Source organism: Microcoleus sp. F10-B2, assembly GCF_036704965.1.
In the GTDB taxonomy this organism is placed as follows: Bacteria; Cyanobacteriota; Cyanobacteriia; order Cyanobacteriales; family Microcoleaceae; genus Microcoleus.
Window position 1 is genome coordinate 36,831 of the sequence record NZ_JAUBTB010000042.1, and the last position, 17,180, is coordinate 54,010.

At 46.9% G+C, this 17,180-nt stretch carries 14 protein-coding genes; 11 read left to right on the forward strand and 3 right to left on the reverse strand.

Translation table 11 applies throughout. The features are described 5' to 3' along the window. The first annotated feature begins 420 nt into the window (after nucleotides 1-420). Both QUA99_RS17565 and QUA99_RS17570 read left to right on the forward strand, forming a co-directional pair. Complete coding sequence (locus tag QUA99_RS17565; RefSeq protein ID WP_333239022.1) at nucleotides 421-1,275, forward strand: hypothetical protein; 855 nt, start codon at nucleotides 421-423, stop codon at nucleotides 1,273-1,275. 315 nt (nucleotides 1,276-1,590) lie between these two features. Continuing rightward, nucleotides 1,591-1,788 carry a hypothetical protein gene (locus QUA99_RS17570; RefSeq protein ID WP_333239024.1) on the forward strand — a complete coding sequence of 66 codons (198 nt, stop codon included), beginning with the start codon at nucleotides 1,591-1,593 and terminating at the stop codon, nucleotides 1,786-1,788. On the opposite strand, the gene QUA99_RS17575 is transcribed toward QUA99_RS17570, so the two are convergent. Further along, nucleotides 1,760-3,145: a hypothetical protein gene (locus QUA99_RS17575; RefSeq protein WP_333239026.1), complete on the reverse strand. Its 1,386-nt coding sequence runs from the start codon at nucleotides 3,143-3,145 to the stop codon at nucleotides 1,760-1,762. The genes QUA99_RS17570 and QUA99_RS17575 overlap by 29 nt on opposite strands. Before the next feature lie 1,392 nt (nucleotides 3,146-4,537). Beyond that, on the reverse strand, nucleotides 4,538-4,729 hold the full coding sequence (locus QUA99_RS17580) for a hypothetical protein (RefSeq protein WP_333239028.1): 192 nt from the start codon (nucleotides 4,727-4,729) through the stop codon (nucleotides 4,538-4,540). Nucleotides 4,730-4,786: 57 nt separating this feature from the next. On the opposite strand from QUA99_RS17580, the gene QUA99_RS17585 reads away from it, so the two are divergent. The 7 genes from QUA99_RS17585 to QUA99_RS17615 all read left to right on the forward strand — a co-directional run bounded on the left by QUA99_RS17585 (nucleotide 4,787) and on the right by QUA99_RS17615 (nucleotide 11,577). Continuing rightward, nucleotides 4,787-5,977: an RNA-guided endonuclease InsQ/TnpB family protein gene (locus QUA99_RS17585; protein ID WP_445251022.1), complete on the forward strand. Its 1,191-nt coding sequence runs from the start codon at nucleotides 4,787-4,789 to the stop codon at nucleotides 5,975-5,977. Then, a complete protein-coding gene (locus tag QUA99_RS17590; protein ID WP_333239033.1) occupies nucleotides 5,970-7,076 on the forward strand; it encodes an alpha/beta fold hydrolase in 1,107 nt (368 codons plus the stop codon). Before QUA99_RS17585 ends, QUA99_RS17590 begins: the two co-directional genes overlap by 8 nt. Nucleotides 7,077-7,206: 130 nt before the next feature. Then, on the forward strand, nucleotides 7,207-7,338 hold the full coding sequence (locus QUA99_RS17595) for a hypothetical protein (RefSeq protein ID WP_333239035.1): 132 nt from the start codon (nucleotides 7,207-7,209) through the stop codon (nucleotides 7,336-7,338). Between the two features lie 339 nt (nucleotides 7,339-7,677). Continuing rightward, on the forward strand, nucleotides 7,678-9,234 hold the full coding sequence (locus QUA99_RS17600) for a metallophosphoesterase (protein WP_333239037.1): 1,557 nt from the start codon (nucleotides 7,678-7,680) through the stop codon (nucleotides 9,232-9,234). Between the two features lie 3 nt (nucleotides 9,235-9,237). Next, complete coding sequence (locus QUA99_RS17605) at nucleotides 9,238-9,387, forward strand: hypothetical protein (RefSeq protein WP_333239039.1); 150 nt, start codon at nucleotides 9,238-9,240, stop codon at nucleotides 9,385-9,387. Nucleotides 9,388-9,490: 103 nt separating this feature from the next. After that, on the forward strand, nucleotides 9,491-10,219 hold the full coding sequence (locus QUA99_RS17610) for a DUF3891 family protein (RefSeq protein WP_333239041.1): 729 nt from the start codon (nucleotides 9,491-9,493) through the stop codon (nucleotides 10,217-10,219). Nucleotides 10,220-10,608: 389 nt separating this feature from the next. Beyond that, on the forward strand, nucleotides 10,609-11,577 hold the full coding sequence (locus tag QUA99_RS17615) for a YegS/Rv2252/BmrU family lipid kinase (protein WP_333239043.1): 969 nt from the start codon (nucleotides 10,609-10,611) through the stop codon (nucleotides 11,575-11,577). A 134-nt stretch (nucleotides 11,578-11,711) separates the two neighbouring features. Here QUA99_RS17615 and QUA99_RS17620 read toward each other — a convergent pair whose 3' ends face one another. Further along, nucleotides 11,712-12,068 (reverse strand): hypothetical protein, encoded by a 357-nt coding sequence (locus tag QUA99_RS17620; RefSeq protein WP_333239045.1) that lies wholly within the window; start codon nucleotides 12,066-12,068, stop codon nucleotides 11,712-11,714. A gap of 372 nt (nucleotides 12,069-12,440) precedes the next feature. On the opposite strand from QUA99_RS17620, the gene QUA99_RS17625 reads away from it, so the two are divergent. Further along, nucleotides 12,441-16,934 (forward strand): WD40 domain-containing protein, encoded by a 4,494-nt coding sequence (locus tag QUA99_RS17625; RefSeq protein WP_333239047.1) that lies wholly within the window; start codon nucleotides 12,441-12,443, stop codon nucleotides 16,932-16,934. A gap of 79 nt (nucleotides 16,935-17,013) precedes the next feature. Further along, on the forward strand, nucleotides 17,014-17,169 hold the full coding sequence (locus QUA99_RS17630) for a hypothetical protein (protein WP_333239049.1): 156 nt from the start codon (nucleotides 17,014-17,016) through the stop codon (nucleotides 17,167-17,169). Nucleotides 17,170-17,180 lie beyond the last annotated feature (11 nt).

Genomic DNA, 17,180 nt, shown 5'->3' on the forward strand with positions numbered 1-17,180 from the left:
GGGGGCATTGCGGCGGGGGTTTTCTTTGTCATTGCTCATCTTTTAACGTTATCTGGTTGCAGAGCAAGCATTATAAATAACTAATTTAGCCCGTATTCTTTGTTTAAGTGCCGTTATTTCTATTCCTTTAGGGGACTCTGGAGATCGCTCTGAGGGTAGAGCCTGGTTAAGGCGTTGGCGAGTTATATTAGATACAGATGAAGGAAAAACCAAAAGTTCTCTAAACTCGCTAAGCAGAAAGCTGTTAAGCATTTAAAGTGGGTATGAGCAAAACGCCCAACGTTTACACCTAAATCTTGTCTGAATCGTGACAGTGAGTTGAAATAAGTGATTTAAATGCTCAACAGCTTAGCTCAAGTTTTCCAACCAGAGCATCTCCTACAGACAAAATTTTTTTGAAGAGTTGTGACGAAGATAATTATGAAACCTAACGAAGAAAATAGCTCTAGCCGTGAAATTCATCAAGAGGTTCACACAGATGCAAGTAACGGTCACGTCAGTACAACCCGAACCACTACAAGTGTTCCGAGTACAGCGGTGAAGGCTTCTAAAGAAGCAGCTCATCACCAAGGTTACGTACAGGGTGAAATGGCGGAAAACCACCGTCAACTTGGAGTCCAAGAAGTCCGCGATAATGAGAATGCTGGTCGCGGGTTACTGTTAGGTATTCTTCTTGCTTCTTTGGCAGGCTTAGTTCTGGGCAGTGTATATTACTTCAATCGGGGCGAGGAGGCTCCTACTCCTACTGCTGCTCCTGTAATTGTTGTACCGAAAGCGAATCAGCCTTCAGCAACACCTGCTCCGACTCGGACTGTAGAGAGAGAAAAAACGATCGTTGAAAAGATTGTTCCGGTTCCGGTTCAACCATCTCCAGTTCAAAAGGCTACGCCTGCTCCTCAACCAAGTCCAGCTCAAAACGCAACTCCGGCTCCTCAAGCAAATCCGGCTCCCAATATCAATATTACGGTTCCAAACTCACAGCAGCAAGATGCACCCGCTCAGCAAGCAGCGCCTTCTCCATCTTCGCCGTCAAATAATACCAATACTGCGGTTCCGACTCCGCAGAATGAGCCAGCTTCCACTCCGCCAACTCCAGCACCTGAGAGTTCAGCTACTCCATCTCCAACTCAAGATAATGGTGCTTCTGGAGCAGGTACGAGCGGCGAAACTAATACCGAAACTAATACCGAAAGCCGGAGCGATTCTAATCCTGCGGATACGGCTGTACCTAATAGCAACTCTGGTGCAGAGGGTGCCCCTGGTTCACAGCCATAGAAGTTTAATTTGGAATTATTCCGCCCGGGGTTCCAACCCCAGAGTCATAGCCAAAGTCCTTTAAAGAGGACTTTTTTTATGGTTTAAATTGATATTTTTTCAATACATACCAAAATTAGCGCGACATAGAGAAAAAGTGAGGCGAAAATAGCTTCAAACCTAGATACAGAGAGACTTTTAGCTCGAATGGGTATAAATCTAGTATTCACAAAGGTTTCAGGAATTTTTAGGTCATCGACCTCTTTCTCTTGCGAGTGAGAGGTTTTCAGACCCTTTAGCGGCCTGAAAATGTCTAAGTCCCACTAACAGAACATCGTGGCTGAACTCAAGAAACTAGGTTTGTGCGATCGCCAACTGATTGTGCAAACATTTGCTAACACAGTCCTGGACGGAAAAACCCGGTTTCTTGAGGTAATTTGGTCGTATACCCTCGAACCTGACAACCAGAAACCGGGTTTTTTGGGTCTCGTGCGTCCGGGATTGGCTAAGAAACAGTTTGGTGAGCTAATTTAACTTTCCCTAAAGCCATCTTCCTGCTGTCAAAGAGTTTCATAACCCCGGAAGAGATGGTGTCGATGACATCGGGAGAACAGTAAGACAGAAACTCTTCCGACGAAGTAGGGTCTGCAAAAAACTCTTGAGCTTTCTTCAAAAAGTTTTCTGTTTCAGCAAAGCCGATAGATTTGATAATAAACGTAGAAACCGGGGAGTTTTTAATATCATAGCGCGATTCTTGATTGCGTCCTATTTCTAGCAGGTCTAACACTTCTCTTTGCAACTGACTGTCTAGAGGATAGGCACTGGGTCGGTTGGGCAAGTAGTCCTCCAAAACAGAGGTTTTAAATCCAGGCGTGCGCAATTCTCCCATCATAGTTGACAGCGGAATATCGCGCCCCAAACGGTAGGAAAGAGCTTCTAAAATGGCGATGGTAATTAGTTTTATCCCCAGATAAAGTTTAGCAACTTCGATATTTTTTCGAGTTATGGCAATCAGGTGAGCGTAGGTGGCATCGTCCGGCTCTTGCATAAACTGCTGGAAAACCAGTTCTGGTTTGAGGAACTTCAAAAATCCTTCCATTTTTTGCAGAGACCTGCGATATCCACCAACAGTATAGGAATTGGCATTCCCCAATTCGTGGTTGGTTTCTGGCATCAAGTTCCAAGTATTGTCTAAGAAATTAGAGGAATTTGGAGAGGCAAAATTCTCTACATCCCGATTGGCTAACCTGACAGAACGCTTGACAATTTCAACGGTTTCGGCATCAGTCCATCCGAAATCAAAATCGCGATTTATACTTACCAGCCGCTGGTGCAAAAGTTCGATCGCGCTCAAACCACTGGGCGAAACCGGACGAAAAGGAATAGTAGCCTCAATGCAAGCGGCGATTTGGGCGATCGTACTAGCTGGCAAAAAAGGCTCCAAAGATTTGGCAGCAATCACGGCACTCAAAAATTCGTTTTGGCCGCCAAACGGAGAGAGAGTCTTGCCGGGAACAAACCCAAAGACTGAGGCCACTAGCTGATACATGGTATCGTCGGGCAGTTCGCTTTCATCTTTAATAACTAACTGCGATCGCACTTCTTTGACAAAAGGACAAAGGGCGCTACTAATATTGAAACTAACGCCCTGATCCACTTGCACGTATACAAGGTCGTGAAACAGCGCAGCCAGCACCTCGATCGGATCGACTGACCCCCCCACCTCAAAAATGTGTTCCGACGTGTGAAAGTAGCGCCAAGGCCCTCTCATCGTTTGAATGATTAGCTCGGCTATCTGCTCTAGCTTCGCAATGTCTACTCGACCTCCCAATTGCTCGATCGAGCTTACCAAGCCATCCAAACAGCGTTTTTGTTCTCCCAAAAGCTCCATTTACGCACCTCCAGTGCATTCCCTGATCGTCTTGCGCTTGATTGCATGGTATCAAAACCCGCTGCGATCGTGCTATGATTTGTGACTTAAAAATTGCAAATTCTAGGGTGAAATAGAGAGAAGGGGGAGGGCAAGAGGGAGAGGGGGGGAGAGAGAAAGAGAGAGGGAGAGGGAGGGAGGATCTCAATAAAAGCAGCCCAGCTAGAAATTGGAGTTTTGAGGCGCAGGAGGCAGGAGGCAGGAGGCAGAAGGCAAGAGGCAGAAGGAAGAAGCCAGAAGAAGTGTTTTTACAAATATGAGATGCTCCCGAGAGGGAGGGAGATAGGAAAATTAAATATTAACAATTCTGGATTTGTGGAGATGCGGGCAACCTGCGCGAGCTGTATCATAAATTACAGTAAAAGTGACAAAAACTTGGTTAAGCCTTGATAAATTTTTGAGAAATTTATGATGAATTTTTGACAAAAGCTGTGGGTGGGATTTACACCACCTTGAAGCTGCTGCGGTGTAAATACTGCGTCCGGTCTCAGAATAAGATTCGTAGACGTGCTGGTAAATCTCTTGGCATTTCCTCTGATACGCTTCGGTTGAGTAGCTTTCTGGCAGTCGAGCTAAAATTTCCTCGATCGCCACTTTAACTGCTGCCTTGGTTTGCTGTCGCCTGCGCCAATCTCAGACTATTTTTTTTTTCTTGAGGGTTGACAAAAGCTCCTTTGCTACTTTCTTAATTTCGTGATTTTCTTGTTCGGTTAAAGTAATACCAATTTTAAAAAAGAATGCAACAGTATTCTTCTTCCTCCCCCGCAATGCAGCGGGGGGGCTAGGGGGGGTCGAAGAGTGTTGCACGATTTTAGAGAAATGGTATAGTATCTGGTTTTATCAACAGGTGAAAAATTGCTAATTCTTGCTCTGCTAAGTTCTAGGAGATTTCACGTTTATCCTCAAGGTTGAGTTCTTGGGCAAACTCCACCAAATCGGCAAAGAATATCTCCACATTGCGGGATCTGCATTATATTCATCAACCATTTGCTGGAACTTGTCTAAGTAATTCATCCGGTTTTTGTTGAGGCGTAGCATCTGGATGAATTGGGTGCTAATTATGCCTTTGAGTTTCTCTGTTTCGGTGTGTTTGTAACTCGATGCCAACTGGGATTTGAGTTATAAATTATTCCAGCATGAAGGTGGGTAAAAGCTTCAAAGCTTCGGACTTCTGGAAACAGATTTCTGTAATAGCTACCATACTCATCAATCAATTTCAAAGTCTAATTAGGTTGGCAATGCTTAACCGTAGACCCAGCTCCGGCTTGAGATATTCTAGTCTATTATACTCTGACGTTTTGCGACACAAAAGCGATACCACAAGAGTTTTGAGTTTTTTTGATGTCGGGAGGGTTAGCGAGCTCCCTCGCCAAGTCCAGCCCCAACCGATTTCTGTTTTAGCTGAACAGCCATTGCTGTGAGTGCGGACTTGCTGGGGGGTTCCGGCTTGAGGTGAGTGGCGATACAGCGAATACCACTCTTGACCAAAAAAATGGGATACAAGCCTCCCCCTTCTACGGGGACTTTCGGTTCGGAATCTCTCAAGCAAGGTTTTTGAATAAACAGCACCGCATTTATTCAGGTGTGCTCTACAATGGTTGTATGTTAAATCTAACCTACGAGTACAAGCTCATTCCTACCGATACGCAACGCCAAACTTTCGACCAGTGGCTCAATATTTGCCGCCAAGTCTACAACTTTGGATTGCGAGAACGAAAAGATTGGGTTAATTCTCGTAAGTGTGATATCAACTCGTGCAGCATCAAGCAGGAATACATTATCCCTGGTGATGCACCGCGTCCAACCTTTGCCCGCCAATGCAAATCATTGGCCTTGGCAAAGAAGTTAATTCCTGAGTTGAAACTGCCTCACACCCATGTCTTGCAGCAGGCGTTGCGCCAACTAGAGGCAGCGTTTGTGGCGATGTGGGAACGAGGACACGGTTTTCCTAGATTCAAAAAGCGGATGCGCTCATTTGTGTTCCCTCAATTGAATCTAGAATCCGTTAAACGATTTGATGATGCCGATTGGGTCAACCTGCCCAAGATTGGAAGCGTCAAAATGCACCTGTCGCGTCCAATCCCTGAAGGGTTTGATGTCAAGCAAATTCGCGTTGTTAAGAGGGCTTCTGGCTACTATGCCATGCTCACTTTGCAATGTGATGTCCAACTGCCTCAAGCCTCACCTTCAGGGCATGGATTAGGGATTGATTTAGGGTTAGAATATTTTTTGGCAACTTCGGATGGTGAATTGATTGATAGACCTCGATTCTTTGTGGATGGACAACGCAAGCTGAAATTGCTGCAACGTCAACTCAAGCGCCAGAAAAAAGGCTCTAGAAAGTTTCGTCAAATTCATCACCAAATAGCCTTGCACCACGAATACATGTCGAACAGTCGCTCATACTTTCATTTTAAGACCGCACATCATTTATGTAACGCAGCCCAAACAGTATTTGCTTCTGACTTGAACCTCAAAGCAATGTCAGCCGGAATGATGAGCAAGCACACGCTTGATGCAGGGTTTGGTCAGTTCCTGAATATCTTGGGTCATGTTTGCTTTAAGCGAGGTGCGTACTTCGCGTCTGTAAACCCAAACGGAACCAGTCAAACCTGCCCCAGATGTCAAACCCATACAGGCAAAAAAGAACTATCCGAACGGGTACATAGATGTCAAACCTGTGGCTATGAAACGAATCGAGATGTGGCAGCCGCGCAAGTGGTGTTGCAGCGTGGATATACAGCGGTTGGGCAAATCGCAGTGAATTTTGGGGAGGGCAAGCTACATGAGTAGTCCCAAGGAACTAAGAATCCCCGCTCCTTCAGGACGGGGAGTTGTCAACATTGCCTATACTCCGCCTTGGCTGCTGAACAACGGCCTGTTAATGACGTTGTACACCGCATTAAGGGCTAGTCGCCGCTGGGAAAAGACGATCGCTGACCCAGAGCCCCCTTACCGAGAACACATCTTCACTGGTGCCTGTGGAGTCCCGATTTTCGGCTGGGTTGCCATCCCCGAAAATCCCCGATATACCATTGTCGGCACTTACGGCATTACTGGCGATCTGGATAATCAATGGTTTCTCAGGCTACTAGGCCGTAAAGCCTATGCCCAAGGCTGTGCAGTGGTATTATTTGACTGGCGAGCTCACGGCAAAACCGCCCAACTCTCTCCCACCCTGACTTCTGATGGCCTGTACGAAGGCGAAGATTTCGTTCGGATTGCTGCCGCGGCTAAAGAAATGGGATGTCCCGCCCCTTTTTGGTTCACGGGTTATTCCCTGGGCGGACAATTAGCGTTGTGGGCGGTAAAATCAGCTCAGACGATCGCAGATTGGGGACCTGACTTAGGGATCGAAGAGTCAGAACTAGCAGGCGCGGCGGTGATTTGCCCCAGCTTGGACTCGAACCGTTCTCTGTCTTATCTAGTTAAAGATGAGTGGGGGAAATTTTTAGAAAAAGCGATCGCGCGACAGTTAAAAAAACTAGCAAAACAGATCGTCGCATCGCATCCGGGGGCGATCGATCCTGCCGCTATTGAACGCGCCAACAGTATTTGGGGCTTTGACCGCGAACTGGTAATTGGGCGGTTAGGTTTCTCCTCTGTGGAAGAATACTATGACGCTAGCAGCGCTCTACACATTTTGCCTCACCTCAAAAAACCCACTTTCATCCTTTATGCAGCAGACGATCCGATGTTTGACCCGGTGCTTGTCTCTGAGTTGCAAGCCATTAGCGCGAACAATCCAGCCTTAGAATTAGTGCTGACAGCCTGCGGCGGTCATGTTGGGTATATCAGTAGTAAACGCTGTCAGCATCAATTTGCCGATCGCGATCGGTGGTGGGCATGGAATCGGATTTTACAGTGGTTCGATGCCTTGAGTGTTGATTGAGATTATCAAATAAAACCTGAACACTCCTAGGCAATAGTTGCGGGGAGGTAAGGCTTAGGGGGTTTAATTCCTCCAGTCCAGAACGTTAAAACTATTTCGCAAAAACACCAGACATCTGGGCAAAAGCTGCATGGCTTGCTGGGACTCAATTGTGCATAATTTGCACAGCCCTTATTTGAGTTTAGATACGGGGCGATCGCCTCAAACCAAAGAAACCGGGTTTTTGGCCGTTGCTGTCGGTTTTAACGAAATATTCTCGTAAAAAACCCGGTTTCTGAGTACCCGCGCCTCAAACCAAAGAAACCGGGTTTTTGACCGTTGCTGTCGGTTTTAACGAAATATTCTCGTAAAAAACCCGGTTTCTGAGTACCCGCGCCTCAAACCAAAGAAACCGGGTTTTTGACCGTTGCTGTCGGTTTTAACGAAATATTCTCGTAAAAAACCCGGTTTCTGAGTACCCGCGCCTCGATTTTCAGCTTTTAGAGAGAGGTAAAAACTGGCCCGATCGCTACACTATGATTAACTAAGAACTCAGCAATTTGGGAGAAGAGGTGAATTGAAATTCGTGTCCGACCCGCGAATAACAGTCAAAATCCGCAAAATGAAAGAGCGGGTGCGGTGGCAAGAACAGTCGATCGTCAATCGGGGAATCGACCAAACTCGGATAGTTTTAGAAACTCCAACCACCGACTCTCCAGAGTTTTCGTTTTTAGTAGTAGGCGACAGCGGCACGGGCAACCACCGCGGCCACAATCCCCAGCGGCAAGTGGCCGAACTGATGCTCTCGGAGCGCGAAAATTGCCGTTTCCTCCTCCACACGGGCGATGTAGTTTATCTCGTCGGTTCCAGCGAATATTACTTGCAAAACTTTATTCGCCCCTACCGAGAATTTATAGTCGGCGGCGAGCATCCCTCTCGGATTGCTTACGATCGCATGGTGTTTAACTTTCCGTTTTTACCCGTACCGGGAAACCACGACTATTACGACTTGCCCATAGTCTACGGCATTCTGTCGGCGACAGCTTTGCCGCTGCGCCGGCTGTTGGGTTCCAAATTGGATCTCGATGTCGGCTGGCACGGTTCCGATCGCGGAAATACCTACGCTAAAGCGTTTCTGGACTACCTCAAAGCTCACAAAATGCCGGGAGAGCTCGATCGCCACCTAGACGCCCACTACACTGCCAGCACCAGCACCGGCCGCTGCCTCCGCTACCAACCCGGACGCTTTACCCGCTTACCCAACCGCTATTACACCTTCTGCAGCGGCGGCATCGACTTCTTCGCCCTCGACTCCAACACCTTCAACGAACCGTTACCGATCCCGAAAACCAAACAGGGCGACATTCGCCGCCAGAATTTGGAACTCGACCGGCAGAAGTTGGAACAAGAAAAATTGGCAATGCTCGAAATCTGCGCTCGGCTCAACCCCCTAATTCCCGAGGAAGCCGAACAGCTAGACGACTTAGCCGCCAAATTAGAGCAAGTTGACGAAATCCTGATGGACATTGACAAACAACTGTCCCCCTACAAAACAGCTACAGACGTTGAACAGCTCGAATGGCTGAAAAAAAGACTGATTGCGTCTTGGGCTGATTCCGAGGTGCGGGGGCGGGTAATTTACCTGCACCATCCCCCCTACGTGACCGAGGCGACAAAGTGGAATCAAGCTCAAACTTTGGCGGTTCGGTTGCGATTGCGCGAGGTACTCGACGGGGTGGCCGATGCAGTTGGGGAGGCGGCGCGGGGGCGTCCGCTAGTAGATTTGGTGCTGACCGGCCACGCTCACTGTTTGGAATACCTGCGGACTGGGGATACCGGACACGGCGACTCTGGGATTAATTGGATTGTCTGCGGGGGAAGCGGGCACAGTCTCCGCCGCCAGCGCCCGGAAGGGCCGGTGTTGGAGGAAGTATTGAGTCCAGAAGCCGATCGGCTGGCGCGTGAGGGCGGGCGATCGCAAAAAGGCTCTCGGCGGATAGCGGAATCTTTGCTCTTTGTCGGCCGCAGCGGTCAAGGTTCCCACAAACGCCGTCCTTATTCGTGTTTGCGGATTGATGTTCTCGACGGGTGTCCCCCCAAGTTCCGCATCCGACCTTTGGTTGTCGAACGATTTGAGGGGAAATGGCAGGATATCTCGATCGAACCTTTTGTAATTTAACGAATGAAGCTGCCGTCAGGATCGGGTTTTGCCGCAGCAAACGGCTTAATTCCTCAGCTTGAAACTCTCAAGATTCTCTCTCAAACCCCGAAAACTTCAATAGACTCGCATTGCATTCATGCGATCGCCATAACAGGAAATTATCTGCGTTAATCAGCGTTAATCTGGCTTGCATCTGCGGTCGATCTATCAATCAAAGATTAAAGCAATTGCTCGTCTCATCTTTGCACTCAACTTAATTCAGGAGAAAAACTCAATGATTGCTAACTTAACCGCCACCGGGTGGGAAATTATTTACCACCGGGCCCACGCTTTGCTCGCGGCGCAACTTGGCGGACAGTGGAAGCGCTCGAAATCTCCGGTTCGCCTCTACGAAACCATAGCGGCTATTTCGCATCACGATGATTTGGAGAAAGAGTGGGAAGAAAATATTTTGACTGAAGCGGGCGCGCCCTTTGATTTTACATTGCAGACGGAAACCTCTGTGCCGAAAATTAAAGCCATGACGCAGAATGCCCTATATCGCGGTCGCTGGGTAGCCATGCTGATTTCTATGCACATGAGCTATCTCAACGAAGGCAAGCGGGGAGAGTCCAAGGAACTCGACGAGTTTTTGGACGAACAACTGGAAAATCAAAAAAAATGGCAAAAAGAGTTGCAAATTTCCGAGAAAGATGCTAAAGCAGCTTATGCTTTTTTTCAGTGGTGCGATCGGCTATCATTAATTCTTTGCAGCCGCGAGTTACCCGCCGGAGAACGAGCTTTAGAAATTAGTGTCGGCCCGGACGGTAAGCGCTACGATATTGTACAGAACAGCAACGAACTTGTGACTGTAACTCCTTGGCCTTTTGAAGACGATAAGTTTACTGTTAACGTCGAAGCGTGCCACTTGGATAAAGTCAAGTTCGACAGCAACCAGGAAATCAAGGAAGCGTTGCAAAAAGCTCCGCGCAAACTCTTAGAGTGGACTTTTGTCAAGTCTTAATTAAACCTTTGAAAAATAGGTGAGGGTTGTTGTCGAAGTTTAGCGGGCATGGCATTTGTGTAAACTTAATGTTAAAACCATGTCTCATATTATGTCCGGTCGATTACCCCTAATACGGTAAGGGCGGGTAAACCTGCCAATACCTGCCAACAATCTCCAATCTCAAAAACCCGCCCTTTTAATCGCGGTCACTCGATCGGACATGATATCAATCAGCGTTATAGTTTGAGTCTCGATCCCCCCTTAACTCCCCTTAATAAGGGGGATAAGAACAGTCAAAATTTGTCTTGTTAAGGGGGATGCGATGGCGAGCGAAACTTGGATACAAACGAAAAAAATCTAGGGTTTGAGTTCAGCCATTACCCATTACCTATTACCTATTACCAACTATGAAACGTTCAGCTTGTCTAATTTTCAATCCAGTCGCCGGTAACAGCGACCCCGACCAAGACTTAGCTATAATTCAGGAACTTTTAGAGCCTTTTATTGACTTAGACATTCGGCTGACAACCCCAGAAGTAGACGCAGATCAAATTGCCCGCGAAGCAGTGGCTAGGGGAGTTGAGGCAATTATTGCTTCCGGGGGCGATGGCACATTATCAGCGGTTGCCGGCGCGATTGTGGGCACAAATATTCCTTTAGGAATTATTTCGCGGGGAACTGCTAATGCTTTTGCTAATGCTTTAGACCTTCCGAATACAATTGAAGCCGCCTGCGCCACTATTTTGGGAGGGTTGACGCGGGTGGTGGATGCCGGGATTTGCAACGGTGAAATGCCGATGGTTTTGTTAGCTGGAGTGGGTTTTGAGGCGGAAACCGTCGAACTTGCCGATCGCGAAATGAAGAATCGCTGGGGAATGCTGGCTTACATTTTGTCAGGAATTAAACAGTTAAACAATTTAGAAAGATTTGAAGCGGAAATCGAAACTGAAGATAAAATTATCAGCCTGACTGCTGTAGCAGTGACAGTGGCGAATGCAGCGCCGCCTACTTCCATTTTAGCTCAAGGGCCTGCCGGAATTATTTTTGATGACGGCTTGCTGGACGTAACGCTGGTGGCGCCCGAGAATAAAGCTGGGGCGATCGCAGCTTCTTATCACCTATTGCAAACAGCTTTGAGCGGCAATGCTACGGATCGCGACGACATCGGTTATTTGCGGGCAAAAAAAGTAACAATTAGTGCCGATCCTGCTCAAAAAGTGGTTGTAGACGGCGAAATCATCGGCATGACTCCAGTTTCTATTGAGTGCGTTCCGGGAGGTTTAACTATTTTTGTACCGCGAGTTGAAGAAGAGCCCCTGGTGGAAAAACTCACCGGTTTAGCGGACATCGAAATTACATTGAAACCCTTAAGTTAAAGTTTACTGCGACACAAAAGACCTCTTGCAAAAATAGGTTGGAACGGGCCACAGATCCCGTTCCAACATTTGACTAAAAGGACTTTTGCAAGATATCTCAACGATCGGAAAGACCGCCCGGGCGGTCTTTTTTTTTAGGCGTCTAAAATTTGGCGAATGCGGCGCTCCAAACGTTCGAGATCGAGTCCGCCTTCATCGCGGCTGATGCGGCGCACGGTGACGTTAACATTGCTCAAATCTGCCAGCAAATCTTGCAGGATTTCTTGTTGCTGCCGAGCTTGAGTTATTTCGTGCGGTTCCTGCACCAAATCGCGAACAATTGTATCTTCCGCGCGCGAAGCAACGATCGGGTCTGCTTCGCCATCAACGTGCACGAAAGTGCGGCGACCGGGCCCCCGTTCTTCTTCAATTGGTATTACTGCTGTTACTCGATCGGAGCGTACATATTTGCCAAATCCCAGGTGGACTAAGACAGAAGATTGTATTTTCATAGATAGCAAGATTTATTTGTTAGTTATCTATATTTTAACTTTTGCAGTCAGGATATAACAACTAATATGACAGTTAATTTTACTAGCAAATAGATCGGTTATCGATCAGTTTTATTATTGTCATTTTTTGTAAAATATGCTAAGCTAATTAACTGAATAGAACCTACGCACGGGTAGTCAGAAACCGGGTTTTTCCGAAAAAATTTCGTTCCAGCCAGCAGAGTCTGTAAAAACCCGGTTTCTTTTGCCGGAGTGCGTAACTCCTGTTAACATAGAATTACAGCAGTTTGCTGCCGCAACACATTTCAGGGACACAGCTACCGATTCTAGATTTGAGCATTACTCCCACGGACAAACAGGAAAGCCTAAATCATGCTAATTAGTCTCGACTTAGTTATCAGCCTCCTGACGGCAATTCCCTTCGGCACTATCAAAGACAAGCTTCAGCGCAACGAAGCTGTCATCAAATTATTAAAAAGATTTAACCTCGATCCCGATGCTCCGCCCGCAGATTTTAGCGGAGTGTATGTTTATACTTTAGTAGAGTACGGCGCAGGCAAACCCAAGCAGATTTTAGAACTATTTCGCCAAAAAGAGATTGAATCAGCATTTCGCAAAGCTTTCGAGTCCGATAGCCCCGCCATTTTAATTCAAGCAGGCGATGACTTTCTCAACGAAAGTGCTTTGGGCCAAGAAATTCGAGATTTAGGCATTGACCCCAGACGGGAATTCATGGCATTTGCCGCCGTGTTTATGGAAGTCGCAAAGCGGACGCGGACGCTGGGAGATTTGATGGTGGGAAATGCGATCGCCTCTTTGCAAAAACGCCTATCTATGGTGCTCGATCGCATCGAACGCCTCCCCACCCTCGAAGGAATTCGCACCGAATTTGCGCGGTTGGAAGCCGAAGATTATCCCGCACTTCCGGCAGCATCATCAACGAATATTCAAAAGTCTCAAGCTTTTATTTTATCACAACAAGTTCGCGGGTGGTTTGAAACATTAAGTTATAAGTTTGAAACCTATCAAATCTCGGAAGATAACTATTTTGAATGGATTATCAATGTTCCTGTCAGACGCAATCGGTACGATCGCATTTTAGTGCGCGGAATTGCCGGAGAAGCCGGACTCAGGGATATCTCAGCTTTGCGCGAATCGGTGGAAAAACAGCGCACCGATGAAGGCTGGTTAGTCACAGCCCGCCGCATCAGTCGCGCCGCGCGGGATGAGGTAGAGAAAGCCGAAAATCGTAATTTAGCTTGCTATACGTTTGATGAATTACTCGACCAAGATGCCGATTTTACCGCTTATCTGGATTGGCTAGAAACAGAAATTACTAGCCGAGAAATTGATACTAAATATGTGCCGCTAGCTTGTACGAAAGAAGAAATTGACCCCGATACTCACCGCAAGATAGGCGTGAGTCATTATGACGGACGAGATGGCTGGATCGAAGGTTATATTGACCTGTGGTTGAATGATCCAGTAAAAGAACATATTTCAGTTTTAGGAGAATTTGGGACTGGAAAAACTTGGTTTGCGATGCACTACGCTTGGATGGCGCTGCAACGCTACAAAGAAGCTCAAAAGCGCGGTTTAGAACGTCCGCGTTTGCCGTTAGTAATTCCTTTGCGAGATTACGCCAAAGCAGTTAGTGTCGAGTCGCTCTTTTCCGAGTTTTTCTTTCGCAAGCACGAGATACCTTTGGCGGGTTATTCGGCATTTGAACAACTCAATCGCATGGGCAAATTTCTGTTGATTTTCGATGGTTTTGATGAAATGGCCGCTAAGTGCGATCGGCAAGAAACCATCAACAACTTCTGGGAATTAGCAAAAACCGTAGTTCCCGGCGCAAAAGTCATCCTCACTTGCCGTACCGAACACTTTCCTGAAGGCAAGGAAGGACGGGCATTGTTCAATGCAGAACTGCCAGCATCAACAACTATTTTAACAGGCGAAACTCCCCAATTTGAAGTATTAGAATTAGAAAAATTTAACGACGAGCAAATTGGGCAAGCGCTGTCATTTCAAACAGAAGCCGCGACAGTGGAAAAAGTGATGGGAAACCCGCAACTATTGGATTTAGCGCGTCGCCCGGTGATGACCGAGTTAATTTTGGAAGCATTGCCCGATATTGAAGCAGGAAAACCAGTCGATATGTCGCGGATATATCTGTATGCGGTGCGGCGAAAGATAGAGAGAGATATCAAAGCAGAACGTACTTTTACTTCTGTAGCAGATAAGCTTTACTTTTTGTGCGAACTGTCTTGGGAAATGCTGTCTACCGACCAAATGAGCCTGAATTATCGCGGTTTTCCCGATCGCATTCGCAACCTGTTTGGTTCCGTCGTCCAAGAGGAAAAAGACTTAGACCACTGGCACTACGACATGATGGGTCAGACAATGCTGATCCGCAATGCTGATGGCGATTATACTCCGGCGCACCGTTCGTTATTAGAGTTTTTTGTCGCTTACAAATTTGCGGCGGAATTGGGAGTTTTGGCCGCAGATTTTACCGAATTAGTTGCGCCTGAACAGTCTTGTGTCAACCCTGATGCAGCACCTCAAGAATATACTTGGTCTAATTATTGTCGGCTTCAGGCCCAGAAGAGAAATAACAACGAACTTATCGCAGCTTTGAAGGGATTTGTTGCTGAAGATTTAGGTCAACTCCGTCAGAGTTTCGGACACGCGCCGCTGACGAAAGCTGTGATGGATTTGTTGTTGCCGATGGTAGGGGCTTTAGCCTCGTGCCGGCCCTGCCTTGATGTAGGGGCAGCTACGGAGGAATTATTGGAAATTCTGGAAGCAACGCGGGGAAAAACAGAAAGTGAGGTAGGTTATGTGGGAGGAAATGCGGCGACGCTGTTGGTGAAAATCGATGGAACTGCGTTAGAAGCAAAAGACCTTTCTCGTGCAGTTATTTTAGGTGCTGATTTGACAAATGCTAGTCTGCGCCACGTCAATTTGACTGAAGCAAATTTAGCTAATTCTGATTTTACTAAAATCTTCGGCAGCGTGCGATCGGTAATATTTACTCTTGATGGCAAACTGTTAGCTACAGGTGATAGTGATGGCGTAGTTCGCATTTGTGAAGGTAGCAGTGGAAAAGAAATATTGACCTGTAAAGGACATACCAACGTCGTGGAATCTGTCGCCTTCAGTCCAGACGGCGAGATACTTGCTAGCGCCAGCTATGACAAAACAATCAAGTTATGGGATGTCAAGAGTGGTGAATGTTTAAAAGTGTTGCAGGGACATACGGAATCAGTAATGTTTGTCACCTTCAATCCTGATGGAAAAATACTCGCTAGTGGCAGTTTCGATCGCACGGTAAGGTTATGGGATATCCGCACGGGTGAATGCCTCAAAATTTTGCAAGGCCATACTAAAGTTGTATTTTCAGTTGATTTCCATCCTGCTGGTGAGATGCTTGCCAGTGGCAGCGGCGACAAAACAGTGAGGCTGTGGAATATCGGTACTGGTGAATGTCTCAAAACTTTGCAAAATCATACTAAAAACGTGTTTTCAGTGGCTTTCAATTCTGCTGGTGAGATGCTTGCTAGTGGCAGCGGCGACAAAACAGTGAAGCTGTGGAATATCGGTAGCGGTGAATGTCTCAAAACTTTGGACGGACATTTCGATCAAGTACGGTCAGTAGCCTTCAGTCCAAATAGCGAAATACTCGCAAGTGGAAGTTACGATCAAACAGCAAAGCTGTGGGACATCCGCACTGGAAAATGCTTGAATACTTTGCAGGGGCATAGCAATCAAGTAGGGTCAGTTGCCTTCCATCCTGCGGGTGAAATACTTGTTAGCGGTAGTTATGACCAAACGCTGAGGCTGTGGGCTATCAACAGCGGTGAATGCTTGAATACGTTGCAAGGGCATAGCACTCAAGTAAGGTCAGTAGCCTTTAGTCCAAACGGTGAAATTCTTGCCAGCGGCGATGACCAACAAACTGTCAGGCTGTGGGATATCAATACTGGTGAATGCCTCCAAATCTTGCAGGGTCATCTCGATCGGGTACATTTAGTTGCCTTCCATCCAAACGGTGAAATACTTGCTAGCGGAAGTTATGACCAAACGCTGAGGCTGTGGGATGTCAACACTGGGGAATGCCTCAATATTTTGCTAGAGAGTGGAAAAGAAGTAAGGTCGATCGCCTTTAGTCCTTCGGGTGAAATACTGGCCAGTGGTAGTTATGACCAAACGGTGAGGCTGTGGGATGTCAACACTGGTGAATGCCTCAAAACCTGGCAAGGGCATAACAGTTCATTATACTCGGTTGCCTTCAGTCCTTTGGGCGAGATATTTGCCAGTACAGGTTATGACGGAACGGTGAGGCTGTGGGATATCCATACTGGTGAATGCCTCCAAATATTGCAGGGACATACGGGTTGGGCACGCGCGATCGCCTTTAGCCAGAACGGTGAAATACTTGCCAGTGGAAGTGTGGATCAAACAATAAGACTGTGGGATATCAACAGCGGTGAATGCCTCAAGATTTTTCACGGGCATACTGATTGGATACGTTCAGTTGCCTTTAGTTATTCTGGTAAATTAGTTGCTAGTGGAAGTGTCGATCACACGGTAAGATTATGGGATATCCGTACAGGTGAGTGTCTAAAAATTTTCCAATATAACCCCAGTAGAATTAACTCATTTGCCTTCAATTATGATGATACACTGATTGCTAGTTGCAGTCGGGATGGCACAATTATGATTTGGGAGATTGAGACGGGTGAGTGCCTCAAAATACTCAAAAGTGACAGACCTTATGAGGAGATGAATATCAAGGGTGTTACGGGTTTAACGGAGGCTGAAAAAGCCACGCTCAAAGCTTTAGGGGCTGTTGAAAATTGAGCGTCGCCAAGGAGGAAGTATGCAGTCAGCAATACGGATTACAACCAAAGTTATTGCAGCAAATAAACTTTAAATTCAAGTGCCGCCTGGATCTGTGGGTGAAGAAGTTGAAGTTTTTGTAATTATACCAGAAAAGCCTCCGTGGCGGCGTAAGGTGTTGGAATTGCTTACAGAAATCCGCAGGCGTCATGTCTCCAGAACTGTTGAAGAAATCGATCGGGAACTTCAAGAATAAAGAAACTACTG

Bases quoted from the DNA above. Each gene is read 5' to 3' on its own strand.
- QUA99_RS17600 (WP_333239037.1), top strand. From the start codon at position 7,678: ATGAAAGAGCGGGTGCGGTGGCAAGAACAGTCGATCGTCAATCGGGGA.
- QUA99_RS17565 (WP_333239022.1), top strand. From the start codon at position 421: ATGAAACCTAACGAAGAAAATAGCTCTAGCCGTGAAATTCATCAAGAG.
- QUA99_RS17605 (WP_333239039.1), top strand. From the start codon at position 9,238: ATGAAGCTGCCGTCAGGATCGGGTTTTGCCGCAGCAAACGGCTTAATT.
- QUA99_RS17615 (WP_333239043.1), top strand. From the start codon at position 10,609: ATGAAACGTTCAGCTTGTCTAATTTTCAATCCAGTCGCCGGTAACAGC.
- QUA99_RS17585 (WP_445251022.1), top strand. From the start codon at position 4,787: ATGTTAAATCTAACCTACGAGTACAAGCTCATTCCTACCGATACGCAA.
- QUA99_RS17625 (WP_333239047.1), top strand. From the start codon at position 12,441: ATGCTAATTAGTCTCGACTTAGTTATCAGCCTCCTGACGGCAATTCCC.
- QUA99_RS17610 (WP_333239041.1), top strand. From the start codon at position 9,491: ATGATTGCTAACTTAACCGCCACCGGGTGGGAAATTATTTACCACCGG.
- QUA99_RS17620 (WP_333239045.1), bottom strand. From the start codon at position 12,068: ATGAAAATACAATCTTCTGTCTTAGTCCACCTGGGATTTGGCAAATAT.
- QUA99_RS17590 (WP_333239033.1), top strand. From the start codon at position 5,970: ATGAGTAGTCCCAAGGAACTAAGAATCCCCGCTCCTTCAGGACGGGGA.
- QUA99_RS17595 (WP_333239035.1), top strand. From the start codon at position 7,207: ATGGCTTGCTGGGACTCAATTGTGCATAATTTGCACAGCCCTTATTTG.
- QUA99_RS17575 (WP_333239026.1), bottom strand. From the start codon at position 3,145: ATGGAGCTTTTGGGAGAACAAAAACGCTGTTTGGATGGCTTGGTAAGC.